The following is a 12,733-nucleotide window of genomic DNA, read 5'->3' on the forward strand; positions in this document are numbered from 1 at the left end:
ATGTCGCGGGCCTGTCTTTTTTCGCCGACGATGTCGCACGGCGGCCGGCGTGATAGACAGGCGACATGACCCAAGCCGCTTCGCCCGACGCTCCCCCCTCCTGGTCCATCGACCCCGCCGACGTGGCGCGGTTCTCGGCCATCGCGGCCGAATGGTGGGACCCCAAGGGCAAGTTCGCGCCGCTGCACGTGTTCAACCCCTGCCGGCTGGCCTTCATCCGCGAGCAGGCCGTGGCGCGGTTCGACCGCGATCCCAATGGCCGCGCGCCGTTCGAGGGCCTGAGCCTGCTGGACATCGGCTGCGGCGGCGGACTGCTCAGCGAGCCGATGGCGCGGCTGGGCTTTGCGGTCACGGCCATCGACGCCTCGGAAAAGAACATCAAGACCGCCGCCACCCACGCCGCCGAACAGGGACTGGAGATCGGCTATCGTCCCGCCACGGCCGAGCAACTGCTGGCCGAGGGCGCCGGGCCGTTTGACGTGGTGCTGACCATGGAGGTGATCGAGCACGTCGCCGACCCGGGCGCGTTCCTGCGCACCTGCTCGCAACTGCTCAAGCCCGGCGGCCTGATGATCGTGGCGACCCTGAACCGCACACTGAAAGCCCTGGCCCTGGCCAAGATCGGCGCCGAATATGTGCTGCGCTGGGTGCCCGCCGGCACTCACGACTGGAAGCAGTTCCTGAAGCCGGACGAACTGCGCGCCTTCCTGGCCGGCGAGCCGGTGCAGATGCAGGGCCCGTTCGGCGTGACCTACAACCCGCTGACCGGCCGCTGGAGCCGGTCCAGCGACAGCGACATCAACTACATGATGACGGTGACCCGGGACTGAGACCGGGAACCTTCACCTTCGCCGGGCTTTCCCTTGGCACAGGGACACTGTGAAGGATTGGCGACCCCATCGGGGGATGGCCGTTGATCCGTTCGACCGAACGGAGAGCACCACCATGACATCGAAATACATCGCCGCACTGATGGCCACCACGGTCGCCTTCGGCGCGGCCGCCCCGGCCCTGGCCCAGACCGCCAGCGCCCAGGCCGCCTATCAGCAGCGCCTGAACACCTATCAGGACCAGCGCGCCGACTACCGCACCCAGATCGCCGATTACGACGCCAAGCAGCGCGCCTACGAAAAGGACCGCGCCGCCTATGAGCGCTCGCGCCTGAACTATGATCGCCGCTATGGCGCCGGCGCCTATGACCGTCGCTATCCGCAATATGCGACCCGCTATGGCTCGGCGAACTATCAGACCAGCAGCGCCTATTACGCCGAACAGGCCGCGTTCCAGCGCGACCGCGACCTCTATGAGCGCGACCGCCGCGCCTATGACCGCCGCTATGGCGCGGGCCGCTATGATCGTCGCCACCCGAAGATCGCCGCGCGCTTCAACATGAGCGGCGCCGGCTATGCCGATAACAGCCCCTACGACGCCCAGCGCGCCCAGTGGGAACGCGACCGCGCCGACTATGACCGGGCCCGCGCCGACTATGACCGTCGCTACGGCGGCGGCGCCTATGATCGTCGCAATCCGGAGTATGCAACGCGTTACAGCGCGCCCTACGCCGGCGGCCAGTACGGGACCAACACCTCGTATAACGAGCCCTGCCGTCAGGACGCCAAGCGCAACGCCACCGTCGGCGGCGTGATCGGCGCCCTGGCCGGCGGCGTGCTCGGCTCCAACGCCGCCGCCCGCAACGCCAAGCCGGAAGGCACCGTCCTGGGCGCCCTGGTCGGGGCCGGCATCGGCGCCGCCATCGGCAACGCCTCGGCCAAGTCCAAGTGCGACACCCGCGGCAACTACTGGACTTATGACGAGACGGTCCCCTACCGCGAGGCGGTCTATAACGGCGGTAACTACAACAGCCGCAGCGACGAACGCTGCCGTCTGGCCCCCGCGCCGGCGGAATACAACGGCCGCACCGAGACGCGTTACATCCGCGTCTGCCCCGACGCCGAAGGCCGCTTCCGCGTCGAAGGCTAGGCCGCAAGGCGACGGGGGCCTGGCCCTCGTCGCCGACCCGCGTCGAAAACCCGACCGTCGCCATAGAACCGACATGCGTCTGGGACGTTATGACGGTCAGGGACACCACAAGACCAATCGGAGCCCGCCATGCGCGCGCAAACCAAAGCTATCGTTATCGCTCTTTCTCTGGCCTTCACGGCCTCAACCGTGGCCGTCACGGCGGCTGAAGCCCAACAGCGCGGCGAACGCTATCGCGTGAAGGTCTGCACCAAGACCAAGGGCGGCAAGGGCACTGTGATCGGCGGCCTGACGGGCGGCACGCTCGGCGCCGCTGTCGCCGGCAATGGCGCCAAGACCGAAGGCGCGATCCTCGGCGGCGTGGTCGGCGCCGTCGCCGGCAACCAGATCGCCAAGAAGAAGAAGTGCCACTACGAGTACCGCTATCGCCGCTAGGTTCTAGCGACCGTCGACCAGAACGCCCCGGTGAAAGCCGGGGCGTTTTGCGTTTGGGGCTTGAGCTGAGCGAGGCGTCAGGTCTCGCGCCCAGTCGGACCTTGGGGCTAGTCTCACTGATCGACCTAGCATGACGCTTCTCGGTAAGCGGGAAGGTCCGCTTCCGCGCGAAGATCTCTGTCGCCAACGCAGGCATGGGACGATGCCCCGCCGCCTATGGACGCTCACTGACCGAGCGCGGCGAAAAGGCCAGCTGCCGTCCAGAGACGCCTTAGCGACGTCTGGACAGGCCTCAGCATTGGGCGTAGGCGAGCGCCCATGAGACTGGGGTGGTCACGATTGACTCGGATGCCGGCGCGCGTTGGCTTGCTGCTGGCCGTCTGCGCCATCGCCGTGCGGGTCCTGATCCCGGCGGGTTACATGGTCGCCCCGACCCAAGGGCAGGCCGGCTTGCCCGCCATCGTCATCTGTACGGCCCAGGGCGCCAAGACCGTTTCGGTCGATGGCGGCGCTGTTGTCCAGAACAGCGAAAGCACGCCCGAGCCGGCTGACGGCAAGGTCAATCCAGATCATGGCTGCGTCTTCGCCGGCGCCGTCACGCCATTGCCAGTTCCCGCCCTGACGCTGGTCCACGCCGAAGCCTTCGCTGCCGTTTCACAGATTGATCTGCCGCTCGCCCATCAGCGACCCGGCCTGGGCCTGGCCGCTCCGCCGCCCTTCAAGACCGGACCACCCGCCATCGTCTGACACCCATCGCCGCCGGCCGCTTCGCGCGCCGGCTCCTTGACGTTCGACGATTGGAATTTTCATGTCCTCCACGCTTTGCCGCGCCGTTTCGGCGCGCGCCCTGCTGGCCGCCCTCGCGGTCAGCCCCGCCGTTCTGCCCGCTCTCGCCCTGGCCGAAGACCGCGTCGCCGGGGCGGTCGATCCTACCGATACCAAGCCATCCGAAGTCGATCAGGTCCTGGTCGTTGGACGCGGCGACAAGCCTGTCACCGTCGTGCCGCGCGGTCTGGCCGTGTCCCTCGGTCAAACCGAGTTCGAGGCGATTAACGCGGTCAATGTCGAAGACCTGATGAAGTACGCGCCCGACTTCTTCGTACGCAAACGCTTCGCAGGCGACGACAACGCCGTGGTCGCCCTACGCGGCACCAACACCGTCCAGAGCGCCCGCACCATCGTGCTGGTCGACGGCTTCGTGGTCTCCAACTTCCTGGGCAACCGTTACGACTATCCGCCCAAGTGGAACGTTGTCGGCCCCGCCGAGGTGCGCCAGTTCGACATCGTCTATGGCCCCTATTCGGCCCGTTACGGCGGCAATTCGATGGGCGGAGTGATCTCGGTCACCACCCGCGAGCCCGAGCCTGGCCGCGAGGTCTATGCCAACGCCCAGACCATGATCATGCCGTTCAGGGAATACGGCTACGACCAGACCTTCAAGGGCTACAGCGCCGAGGGCGGGATCTCCTACAAGCAGGAGGACGGTCCCTGGAGCGTCCGCGGCGGCTTCCGGCATTTCGAGAACACCGGCCAGTCGATGAGCTACAGCCTGTTGTCGGCGACGACCGGGACGGGCACGGCGGTGACCGGGGCCTACAATGACGGCCGCCTGGCCACGCCGGTGTTCGGCGGGGCCTCGCCGGTGCATGTGATCCAGGACCAGCTGCGTCTGCGGGTCGGCTATGCGGCCAGCAATGGCTGGGACATCCAGGCCCTGGGCTTTGCCTGGAAGACCAATCAGGACCTGACCAATCCGCGCAGCTGGCTGGTCGATGCGTCGGGCAAGCCGGTCTATCAGGGCAAGGTCAGCTATGGCGGCAAGACCTGGAACGCCACCGGCCTGACCTTCTCTGAAACCGACCGGATCGAGTATCTGGCGGGCCTGAAGTTGGCCGGGCCTCTGGCGGGTTGGGACGCGTCGTTCAACCTGTCGCGCTACTGGATCCCGGACCAGGATTCGCGCACCTCCAACGACTACGCCACGGGCGCGAACAACGGCGCCGGCACCCAGAGCCGTCAGACCAAGCCGGGCTGGTGGACGGGCGACGCCAGTTTTGATCGCGCCTTCGGCAGGCACGAGCTGGGCTTTGGCCTGAACGCCAACCTCTACGAGGCCGGAACCGACACCTATACGACCACCAACTGGCACACGGCGACCACGCCGGTCTATTCGACCTCGACCTATGGCAAGACCAGCCTTTGGGGCGTCTGGGCCGAGGACGCCTATGATGTGGACGGCAACTTCGTCCTGACCGGCGGCCTGCGCTTCGACAGCTGGCGCGCCTTTGACGGCGGTATTGGCAAACGCGTCAGCGGCGCCCGCGCCGACAGCGCCTATCCCGAGCGCGAGGAGACGTCGGTCAGCCCGAAGCTGTCGCTGCAGGGCCGCATCCCCGGCAACTTCGAGCTGCAGGTCAGCCTGGGAACGGCCGAGCGCGTCCCCACCGTGGGCGAGCTCTATCAGGGGCGGTTTGACGACATTACCCGCGAGATCGACCCCACCAGCTATGATCCCAATCTGAAGGCCGAGAAGTCGAAGGACGCCAACCTCATCCTGCGGCGCACCTTCGGCAAGGTCCGCTCGACCACCAGCCTGTTCTACCAGGATATCGAGGACGCGATCTTCAGCTTCAGCGGCCTCAACCAGTACGGAACCGTGGTCTCGTCCTACAAGAACGTCGACAAGGTGCGCCAGTACGGCCTGGAGCTGATCCTTGAGGCCAGCGATGTCCTGATCCCCGGTCTGGACATCGACGCCAATGTCACCCGCATCGACGCCAAGACGATCAAGAACAGCGCCAACACCGCCGCCGAGGGCGTGAAGTTCCCGCGCATTCCCGACTGGCGGTCCAGCGGCAATGTCCGCTATCGGATCAGCGACAGCGTCAAGGCTTCGCTGGGCTGGCGCTACGCCTCACGGCCCAATTCCGACCTGTTCGGCCTGGTGCGCGGCGGCGCCTACGGCTTCCAGACCGAGTACTACACGGTCGACGGCCGGGTGTCGTGGAACGTCACGGAGAAGGCCCAGGTCAGCGTCGGGATCGACAACCTGTTCAACGACCAGGCCTACGTCTCGCACCCGCTGCCGCAGCAGACCTTCGTCTTCGACGTCAAGACCAAGTGGTAGGAGCCTGATCCATGACCGCTTCCAGCCCGGCCCTGACCAAGGCCCGACGGACGATCTTCGACTATCGCGCGATCTGGCGCTGGCACTTCTATGCCGGGCTGTTCTGCGCGCCGTTCATTGTCATCCTGGCGATCACCGGCTCGATCTATCTGTTCAAGCCCCAGGTCGAGGCCTGGCTGGATCGGCCCTATGACCACCTTACGCTGACGGGCAAGCCCGTCAGCGCTCAGGCCCAGGTCGATGCGGCCCTCAAGGCGGTGCCGGGCTCAGGCCTGCGCACCTACGAGGTGCGGGGGCAAGCCGATGACGCCGCCCGGGTCGTGGTGGGCAAGAAGGGCGAGAACATCCTCGTCTACGTCCACCCCGAGACGCTGCAGATCCTGAAGGTGATCAACGAGAGCGATCGCCTGATGGACATCGACAAGACCATCCATGGTGAACTCCTGATGGGCGACAATGGCTCGATCCTGGTCGAGCTGGCCGCCTGCTGGGCCATCGTCATGGTGGTCACCGGCCTCTATCTCTGGTGGCCGCGTCAGGCCCAGGGCCTTGGCGGGGTGCTGTATCCGCGCCTGGGGCGCGGCTCCAAGCTCTTCTGGCGTGACATCCACGCGGTGACCGGCATGTGGATTTCCAGCTTGGTGTTGTTCCTGCTGCTGACGGGCCTGCCCTGGGCCAAGGTCTGGGGCGACAGCTTCAAGGAGGTCCGCAAGCTGACCGGCACGGCCGTGGCCAAGCAGGACTGGTCCAACGGACGCACGGGTGAAAAGGCCGAGCGCAAGGCGTTGGATGCGCCCGCCGCCTCGGAACACGAGGGGCACATGGCTGGCATGGACATGGCCGGTATGGATATGTCGAGCATGCACATCTCTGCGATGTCGATGGAGGCGACTCCAGCTCTCGATCGCATGGTCGCGACAGTTCAGGCCATGGACCTGCCGCCCCCCGTGTTGATCGCGCCGCCGTCCAGCAAGAAAGGCCGCAACGCCTCGCCCGACTGGACCGCTCGGTCGGACACGCCCAACCGGCCCCAACGGGTAACGCTGACGCTCGATCCCGGCGCCGCCGAGGTGATCCGTACTGAGACTTTCGCCAGTCGTCATCCGATCGACAAGGTGATCGGCTATGGCATCGCCGCTCATGAAGGCCAGTTGTTTGGATGGGTGAACCAGCTTCTGGGCGTTCTGGCGGCCCTGGGCCTCATCACCCTCAGCATCAGCGGCCTCGTCATATGGTGGCGTCGACGACCCGACGGTCAGCTGGGCGCGCCGCCGGCCTTACCAGAAGGCCGCATCGCCATGGGTGTCGGCATTCTGATTGTCCTGTTCGGCATCCTGCTGCCCGTGCTGGGCCTATCGATGATTGCCATTGCCCTGATCGAGCATCTTGCTCTGCGTCACATCCCTGGCGTGCGCCAATGGCTGGGCCTGCGCCAAATCAATTTGAAGCCTGATCAACCATGAGGTTTTCCATGAAGAACGCTGCTTTGCTCGTGACCGCCGCCTGCGTGGTCGCCACCTCGGCCCTTGCCGCCGTCTCGCCCCCGCGTATCCAAGCGGGCTGGGTCCGCGCCACGCCACCTGGAGCGCAGGCAGGCGCTGCCTATTTCAACCTGACCAATACCGGCAAGTCGCCAGATCGTCTGCTGGGCGGCTCGGCCCCGGGGGTCAAGCGCGTCGAGGTTCACGAGATGTCCGTAACCGGCGGCGTCATGCGTATGCGTCCGTTGAAGGACGGCCTGGCGCTCCCGGCCGGCGGGACGGTCGCCCTGAAACCGGGTGGCTACCACATCATGCTTATCGGCCTGGATGGCCCGCTGAAGGCAGGCAGCGCTTTGCCGCTGACCCTGCGCTTCGAGAAGGCGGGCCAGGTCACTGTGACCCTGCCGATCAAGGCGCCGCCACCCGCTGGTGCGCACTGATGCGACGCAGGACCATCGTACTGGGCGGCCTCGCCGCCGCGCTCGGCGCGGCGACGGGCGGCCTGCTGTATGTGGGGAGCCGCAAGGGCAAGCCCCTCTTCAGGATCGGTGGTCCTTTCGCCCTGACAGACGTGAACGGCAAGGCCGTCACCGATCGGGACCTTCTGGGCAAGCCAACCCTGATCTATTTCGGCTTTACCTATTGTCCGGAGATATGCCCGACGACGCTGACCGACATTGGCCAGTGGCTGGAAAAGCTGGGTCCCAAGGCTGACGGCTTGAACGTCATTTTCATCACGGTCGATCCCGAGCGCGATACGGCCCCCCAACTCAAGCAATACCTGTCGAACTTTGATCCGCGCATACGGGGGCTGACAGGGTCGCCCGAGGCGATCGCCGCCACGGCCAAGGCCTATCGCATCTACTACAGCAAGGTCCCGCTGGAGGGCGGCGAATACACGGTCGATCACTCCACGGCCGTCTATCTGTTCGATAGGCGCGGCGAGTTCGTGGCGCCCATCGGCTATGGCAGTTCGCCGGCTCAGGCCCTGAGCCAATTGAAAGCCGTGCTGGGCTAGATCGGCATTAGCCTGTATCCGACGCCGTGGGTAGGTTCTGAACGTCCGGAACCTGGAGCGATCCCAATGTCAGCCAATGGCGCATCCGTCGCCTTTTAGTCTGCTCAGCGTGAAGTTCGCATTCCTACCCCACGCAGCCCCTCCCACAGAGCGCCTGCACGCCCCTCAGTTCACGTCCGTCTTCTTCGGCGGCGGCGGCGGCAGGGGGGCGACCTTGATGCCGTCCTCGATCAGGGCCTTGGCCTCGGCCGGCGTGGCCTGGCCGTAGATGCCGCGCTCCTCGGACTTGCCCTCGTGGATGTCGCGGGCCTCCTTGGCGAAGGCGTCGCCGACATTGTCGAAGTTATCCTCGACGTGCCGGCGAACCTCGCCCATGGCCGTCATCATCATTTCGCGCATCTTCGCATCGACGGCCGGCGCGGCGCTCTGGGCCTTGGTGCCGGCGATGGCGGGCGACATGATCTGCTTGGACACGCCCTTGGACCCGCACAGCGGACAGTCGACGAGGCCGCGCGCGCTCTGGTCGTCATAGTCGGACGACGAGCCAAACCAGCCCTCGAACGCGTGGGCCTGATCACAATGGAGCGCGTACTTGATCATGATCTGAAGATGGGGATGGTCAGGGACCGGTAAAGGCGCGGGCGTTCTTGAGAGCGGGGATGGCCGCGCGCGCCTTGGTCGCGGCGTCCAGGTCGAGATCGGCCACAAGCACCCCGGGCTCGTCATGGTCAAGCACGCCGATGACCTCACCCCATGGACCGATGGCGATGGTGCGCCCCCAGGTGCCGCGCCCGTCCTCGTGGAAACCGCCCTGGGCGGCGGCCAGCACGAACGAGCCGGTCTCGATGGCCCGGGCCCGCAGCAGGATCTCCCAGTGCGCCTGGCCCGTGGGCCGGGTGAAGGCGGCCGGGACGGTCAGGATCGTCGCGCCCTTCAGGGCCAGGGCCCGGTGCAGGGCCGGAAAGCGCATGTCGTAGCAGATGGTCAGGCCGAAGACGCCCAGCGGGGTGTCAACCACCACGGCCCGTTCGCCCGGCTCATAGGTCGCCGATTCCCGCGCCGTCTCGCCGGTGGGGAGGTCGACGTCGAACATGTGCAGCTTGTCGTAGGTGGCGACGATCGCGCCGGTCGGATCGATGACCGCCTGCCGGTTGGCGGCCTTGCCATCCTCGCGCAGCACCAGGGCCGAGCCGATGTCGATCCAGACGCCCAGCTCGACGGCCAGATCGCGAAGGCCGCGCACGACGATGTCGTCCTCCAGGCTCTGCAGGGCGGGCAGCAGGCGGGCGCGGTCCTTCTGCAGGACGTTGGTGCCTTCGGGCGTCAGGATGAACCGGGCGCCCTGGGCGGCGGCCTCGCGCACAAGCGGCGCGACATGGGCCAGCGCCGCCGCGTGGGTGGCGGGGGTCCGCGTCTGGATCAGGCCGACCCTCAAGGCGCCCTCGGAGCTCATGCGGCGAGGATCGCGTCCAGCTTGCCCTCGCGGTCCAGGGCCATCATGTCGTCGCAGCCGCCGATGTGCTGCTGGCCCACGAAGATCTGCGGGAAGGTGGTGCGACCCGAGCGGTCCATCATTTCCTGGCGCAGCTTGGGGTCCATGCCGGCTTCGATTTCCGTGAAGTCGGCGCCCTTTTCACCCAGGACCTTGAGGGCGCGGGCGCAGTAGCCGCAGAACGGGCGGGTGTAGATGGTGACTTTGGCCATGGGATAACGAGTCTCTCCTTGTCGTCCTCATATAGGACGCGCTTGCATTTCTGTAACGCGCGCCACGACAGCCAGGGTCACTTCGGCCGCGCCCGCCGCCTTCAGAGCCCGCGCGCAGCCCTCGGCCGTGGCGCCGGTGGTCAGAACATCATCGACCAGCAAGATCCTGCGCCCGATCACCCGATGCCGGCGCGACTCGGGGACGATGAAGGCGGCCGCGACGTTGCGGCGGCGACCCGAGGCCGACTTGCCGCCCTGGCTGACCGTGTCGCGCTGGCGGATCAGGGCGTCGGCCAGATAGGCCACGCCGCTGGCGCGGGCCAGCGGCCGGGCGATCTCGGCGGCCTGATTGTAGCGGCGGCGCAGCAGGCGTCCCGGGTGCATCGGCACCGGGGCGATGGCGTCGGCGTTTTCCAGCAACGGCGCAGCGGCGCGCGACAGCCAGCGGGCCATCAGGCCCGACAGGTCGGTGCGGTCGGCGTGCTTGAGTTTCAGGATCAGGTCGCGGGAATGTTCGTCATAGACGCAGGCCGCGCGAGCCCGGCCAAAGGCCCTCGGGCGAGCCTGGCAGGCCGGACAATGCTCGACTGCGCCGCTGTCGAACGGCAGGGCCAGACCACAGCCGTCGCAGACCGGATCGTCCAGAAAGGTGACGCGGCTCCAGCTTTCGGCGGACAGGCCGCGGGTCTGGGCCGGGCCGCCGTCAAAGGTCCTGAGCGGCAGAAGAAGGTCGAGCAGGCCCCTTCCAAGACCTCTCAGACGCGGCCCCGCTTTCCATATCGGTTCGAAATCGCCATGTTCCGCCCGCATGACCGCCTCGCCCCTCCTCTTCGACCGCGACCTTCTCAAGGTCCGCCTCGACCGCGCCGCGCCTGACTATGCGTCGGCAGACTTCCTCAAGCGCCGGACGGCAGAGGATGTCGTCATGCGGCTGGAGACGATCCTGCGACGCTTTCCGGTCGCCGTCGATCTCGGAGCGCGAAACGGCGCTTTCTCGCAGGCCCTGGCCGCCAGCGACGCCGCGGCCAATATCGACGTGCTGTTCCAGACCGATCTGTCGGCGCGCATGCTGGGGGCTGGTGATGGCCTGAGCGTGGTGGCCGACGAGGAGCGCCTGCCGTTTGGCGACGCGACGCTCGATCTGGCGGTCTCGACCCTGTCGCTGCACTGGACCAATGACCTGGTCGGGGCCCTGATCCAGATCCGCCGGGCGCTGCGGCCCGACGGCCTGTTCATCGGCGCGATCTTCGGCGGGGCCACCCTGACCGAGCTGCGCCAGGCCCTGCTGCAGGCCGAGGACGAGGTCAGCGGCGGCGCCTCGTTCCGCGTCTCGCCCTTCGCCGACGCTATCGACGCGGCGGGTCTGCTGCAGCGGGCCGGCTTTGCCCTGCCGGTGGCCGATGTGGATCGGGTCAAGGTGCGCTACGGCCACCCGATCGAACTGCTGCGCGATCTTCGGCGCATGGGCGAGACCAGCGTGCTGCTGGACCGCTCGCGCAAGCCGATGGGCCGGCGGGTGCTGGCGCGGGCGATGGAAATCTATGTCGAGCGCTTCGCCGAGGCCGACGGCCGCGTGCCGGCGACGTTCGAGATCGTGGCGGTAACCGGCTGGGCGCCGCACGAAAGCCAGCAGAAGCCCTTGCGGCCCGGCTCGGCCAAGATGCGACTGGCCGACGCCCTGGGCGTCCAGGAGCAGTCGGCGGGCGAGAAGCCTGGCTAGCTGCCGTGCGTCGAGGCGATGGCGGTGGAGGTCTTTTCAAAGCTGGTCTTGATGCCGCCGCTCAGCATGGAAACGGCGCTGATGATGGCGATGCACAGGCCGGCGACCAGCAGACCCACCTCGACCGCGGTGGCGCCGCTCTGGTTGCGGCCAAAGCGCTTCAGAGCAGATCGCGCAGCCACGCCACCAGCGGGATGTCCGCCGGGGGCATCGGATAGTCGGCCAGTTTGTCCGGCTTCACCCATGCCAGCGCCTCATGTTCCTTGCGCGTAACCAGGCCTTCCCAGCGGCGCAGCAAGTAGAGTGGCATCAGGAGGTGAAAAGACTCGTAACTGTGCGACGCGAAGACAAAGGGCGCCAGGCAGGATTGAGCGACCGTGATCCCCAGCTCTTCTTGCAGCTCGCGGATCAGGCACTCTTCGGGCGTTTCGCCAGGTTCGACCTTGCCGCCCGGAAACTCCCACAGCCCGGCCAGTTGCTTGCCTTTCGGCCGCTGACAGATCAGCACGCGGCCATCGACATCGATCATGGCGGCGGCGGCGACGAGGACGGTGGACTTGCTCATCAGAGGGGTTTGGCGCGGAGAAAGCGGGCTGGCAAGATCTTGGTCGCATGGTCGCCATATTGCCTTCCTAGCTTCACCGGAGACGCTGGAGAGGACTGTATGTATCGACTGATCGCGACCGCCGCCGCAGGGGCAAGCCTGCTGGCTGCCGCCCCGGTTCTGGCTCAGACCCATCCGGAGGAAGCGGCCGTTCGCGCGACGCTGGAGCACTATCTGGCCGGCCATGCCACCGGCCAGGCCCAGGAATTCCGTCAGGCCTTCCACGACGAGGCGCGTCTTCAGTGGGTCCGTGACGGTGCTTATGGGCAGCGCAGCGACGATGACTATATCGCTGGCGCCAGCGGTAAGCCCGCCGGGGATGAAGCGCAGCGCAAGCGCTGGATCGAGTCGATCGACATCACCGGCTCGGCCGCCAGCGCCAAGATCATCCTGGACTATCCCAACGCCGTCCTGACCGACTACATGCAGCTGCTGAGGACGCCCGAGGGCTGGAAGATCGTCAACAAGATCGTCGACGCGAAACCCAAGCCCAAGCCCTGAAATCCCCACGGGAAAGGGCCCCGCGCAAGGGGTGCGTCCCCGCACCCCTTGACTTCGCACCTGCAATAAACGATCTAGGCCATGCGCCCTTAGGCGCTATCGGCGCTCCAGTCGCGTGAAGGTCCGTTTTTCGGATCAGCCTGTCGAGCGCCATGAAACGTCC

At 66.8% G+C, this 12,733-nt stretch carries 16 protein-coding genes; 10 read left to right on the forward strand and 6 right to left on the reverse strand.

Annotated elements, in window-relative coordinates:
- Nucleotides 1–65 precede the first annotated feature (65 nt).
- The 8 genes from ubiG to ACN2C7_RS16245 all read left to right on the forward strand — a co-directional run bounded on the left by ubiG (nucleotide 66) and on the right by ACN2C7_RS16245 (nucleotide 8,041).
- A complete protein-coding gene (gene ubiG, locus ACN2C7_RS16210) occupies nucleotides 66–830 on the forward strand; it encodes a bifunctional 2-polyprenyl-6-hydroxyphenol methylase/3-demethylubiquinol 3-O-methyltransferase UbiG (protein WP_419318242.1) in 765 nt (254 codons plus the stop codon).
- Between the two features lie 115 nt (nucleotides 831–945).
- Entirely contained in the window at nucleotides 946–1,980 is a 1,035-nt protein-coding gene (locus ACN2C7_RS16215; RefSeq protein ID WP_419318243.1) for a glycine zipper 2TM domain-containing protein, read from the forward strand.
- A 129-nt stretch (nucleotides 1,981–2,109) separates the two neighbouring features.
- Nucleotides 2,110–2,415, forward strand: coding sequence for a glycine zipper 2TM domain-containing protein (locus ACN2C7_RS16220; RefSeq protein ID WP_419318245.1), 306 nt, complete (start codon nucleotides 2,110–2,112; stop codon nucleotides 2,413–2,415).
- 348 nt (nucleotides 2,416–2,763) lie between these two features.
- Entirely contained in the window at nucleotides 2,764–3,162 is a 399-nt protein-coding gene (locus ACN2C7_RS16225; protein ID WP_419318247.1) for a DUF2946 family protein, read from the forward strand.
- 61 nt (nucleotides 3,163–3,223) lie between these two features.
- Complete coding sequence (locus tag ACN2C7_RS16230) at nucleotides 3,224–5,542, forward strand: TonB-dependent receptor (RefSeq protein WP_419318249.1); 2,319 nt, start codon at nucleotides 3,224–3,226, stop codon at nucleotides 5,540–5,542.
- A gap of 11 nt (nucleotides 5,543–5,553) precedes the next feature.
- A complete protein-coding gene (locus ACN2C7_RS16235) occupies nucleotides 5,554–7,005 on the forward strand; it encodes a PepSY-associated TM helix domain-containing protein (RefSeq protein WP_419318251.1) in 1,452 nt (483 codons plus the stop codon).
- Between the two features lie 8 nt (nucleotides 7,006–7,013).
- The gene (locus ACN2C7_RS16240; RefSeq protein WP_419318252.1) at nucleotides 7,014–7,463 is read left to right on the forward strand and encodes a copper chaperone PCu(A)C; all 450 of its coding nucleotides are present in this window, start codon (nucleotides 7,014–7,016) and stop codon (nucleotides 7,461–7,463) included.
- Nucleotides 7,463–8,041, forward strand: coding sequence for an SCO family protein (locus ACN2C7_RS16245; RefSeq protein WP_419318254.1), 579 nt, complete (start codon nucleotides 7,463–7,465; stop codon nucleotides 8,039–8,041). Before ACN2C7_RS16240 ends, ACN2C7_RS16245 begins: the two co-directional genes overlap by 1 nt.
- Nucleotides 8,042–8,206: 165 nt before the next feature.
- Here ACN2C7_RS16245 and ACN2C7_RS16250 read toward each other — a convergent pair whose 3' ends face one another.
- From ACN2C7_RS16250 to ACN2C7_RS16265, 4 genes are read right to left on the reverse strand one after another with little or no spacing between them, the layout of a single operon-like run.
- A complete protein-coding gene (locus ACN2C7_RS16250) occupies nucleotides 8,207–8,641 on the reverse strand; it encodes a DUF1178 family protein (RefSeq protein WP_419318256.1) in 435 nt (144 codons plus the stop codon).
- A gap of 19 nt (nucleotides 8,642–8,660) precedes the next feature.
- Nucleotides 8,661–9,494: a carbon-nitrogen hydrolase family protein gene (locus tag ACN2C7_RS16255; RefSeq protein WP_419318258.1), complete on the reverse strand. Its 834-nt coding sequence runs from the start codon at nucleotides 9,492–9,494 to the stop codon at nucleotides 8,661–8,663.
- Nucleotides 9,491–9,745 carry a glutaredoxin 3 gene (gene grxC / locus ACN2C7_RS16260; RefSeq protein WP_419318260.1) on the reverse strand — a complete coding sequence of 85 codons (255 nt, stop codon included), beginning with the start codon at nucleotides 9,743–9,745 and terminating at the stop codon, nucleotides 9,491–9,493. The genes ACN2C7_RS16255 and grxC overlap by 4 nt, the downstream gene beginning before the upstream one ends.
- 27 nt (nucleotides 9,746–9,772) lie before the next feature.
- Entirely contained in the window at nucleotides 9,773–10,555 is a 783-nt protein-coding gene (locus ACN2C7_RS16265) for a phosphoribosyltransferase family protein (protein ID WP_419318262.1), read from the reverse strand.
- On the opposite strand from ACN2C7_RS16265, the gene ACN2C7_RS16270 reads away from it, so the two are divergent.
- The gene (locus tag ACN2C7_RS16270; protein ID WP_419318264.1) at nucleotides 10,554–11,465 is read left to right on the forward strand and encodes a methyltransferase domain-containing protein; all 912 of its coding nucleotides are present in this window, start codon (nucleotides 10,554–10,556) and stop codon (nucleotides 11,463–11,465) included. The two genes, ACN2C7_RS16265 and ACN2C7_RS16270, sit on opposite strands and share 2 nt — an antisense overlap.
- Here ACN2C7_RS16270 and ACN2C7_RS16275 read toward each other — a convergent pair.
- Both ACN2C7_RS16275 and mutT read right to left on the reverse strand, forming a co-directional pair.
- Complete coding sequence (locus ACN2C7_RS16275) at nucleotides 11,462–11,647, reverse strand: Flp family type IVb pilin (RefSeq protein ID WP_419252320.1); 186 nt, start codon at nucleotides 11,645–11,647, stop codon at nucleotides 11,462–11,464. The genes ACN2C7_RS16270 and ACN2C7_RS16275 overlap by 4 nt on opposite strands.
- Nucleotides 11,626–12,030 carry an 8-oxo-dGTP diphosphatase MutT gene (gene mutT / locus ACN2C7_RS16280; protein ID WP_419318266.1) on the reverse strand — a complete coding sequence of 135 codons (405 nt, stop codon included), beginning with the start codon at nucleotides 12,028–12,030 and terminating at the stop codon, nucleotides 11,626–11,628. The genes ACN2C7_RS16275 and mutT overlap by 22 nt, the downstream gene beginning before the upstream one ends.
- Nucleotides 12,031–12,129: 99 nt before the next feature.
- Here mutT and ACN2C7_RS16285 point away from each other — a divergent pair, with 99 nt between their 5' ends.
- Entirely contained in the window at nucleotides 12,130–12,570 is a 441-nt protein-coding gene (locus ACN2C7_RS16285; RefSeq protein ID WP_419318268.1) for a nuclear transport factor 2 family protein, read from the forward strand.
- The last annotated feature ends 163 nt before the right edge of the window (nucleotides 12,571–12,733 follow it).

The sequence above is a fragment of the Caulobacter sp. ErkDOM-E genome (assembly GCF_048541895.1).
In the GTDB taxonomy this organism is placed as follows: Bacteria; Pseudomonadota; Alphaproteobacteria; order Caulobacterales; family Caulobacteraceae; genus Caulobacter.

Coding starts and splice junctions, on each gene's coding strand:
- ubiG (WP_419318242.1), top strand. CDS start 66: ATGACCCAAGCCGCTTCGCCCGACGCTCCCCCCTCCTGGTCCATCGAC.
- ACN2C7_RS16215 (WP_419318243.1), top strand. CDS start 946: ATGACATCGAAATACATCGCCGCACTGATGGCCACCACGGTCGCCTTC.
- ACN2C7_RS16220 (WP_419318245.1), top strand. CDS start 2,110: ATGCGCGCGCAAACCAAAGCTATCGTTATCGCTCTTTCTCTGGCCTTC.
- ACN2C7_RS16225 (WP_419318247.1), top strand. CDS start 2,764: ATGCCGGCGCGCGTTGGCTTGCTGCTGGCCGTCTGCGCCATCGCCGTG.
- ACN2C7_RS16230 (WP_419318249.1), top strand. CDS start 3,224: ATGTCCTCCACGCTTTGCCGCGCCGTTTCGGCGCGCGCCCTGCTGGCC.
- ACN2C7_RS16235 (WP_419318251.1), top strand. CDS start 5,554: ATGACCGCTTCCAGCCCGGCCCTGACCAAGGCCCGACGGACGATCTTC.
- ACN2C7_RS16240 (WP_419318252.1), top strand. CDS start 7,014: ATGAAGAACGCTGCTTTGCTCGTGACCGCCGCCTGCGTGGTCGCCACC.
- ACN2C7_RS16245 (WP_419318254.1), top strand. CDS start 7,463: ATGCGACGCAGGACCATCGTACTGGGCGGCCTCGCCGCCGCGCTCGGC.
- ACN2C7_RS16250 (WP_419318256.1), bottom strand. CDS start 8,641: ATGATCAAGTACGCGCTCCATTGTGATCAGGCCCACGCGTTCGAGGGC.
- ACN2C7_RS16255 (WP_419318258.1), bottom strand. CDS start 9,494: ATGAGCTCCGAGGGCGCCTTGAGGGTCGGCCTGATCCAGACGCGGACC.
- grxC (WP_419318260.1), bottom strand. CDS start 9,745: ATGGCCAAAGTCACCATCTACACCCGCCCGTTCTGCGGCTACTGCGCC.
- ACN2C7_RS16270 (WP_419318264.1), top strand. CDS start 10,554: ATGACCGCCTCGCCCCTCCTCTTCGACCGCGACCTTCTCAAGGTCCGC.
- ACN2C7_RS16265 (WP_419318262.1), bottom strand. CDS start 10,555: ATGCGGGCGGAACATGGCGATTTCGAACCGATATGGAAAGCGGGGCCG.
- mutT (WP_419318266.1), bottom strand. CDS start 12,030: ATGAGCAAGTCCACCGTCCTCGTCGCCGCCGCCGCCATGATCGATGTC.
- ACN2C7_RS16285 (WP_419318268.1), top strand. CDS start 12,130: ATGTATCGACTGATCGCGACCGCCGCCGCAGGGGCAAGCCTGCTGGCT.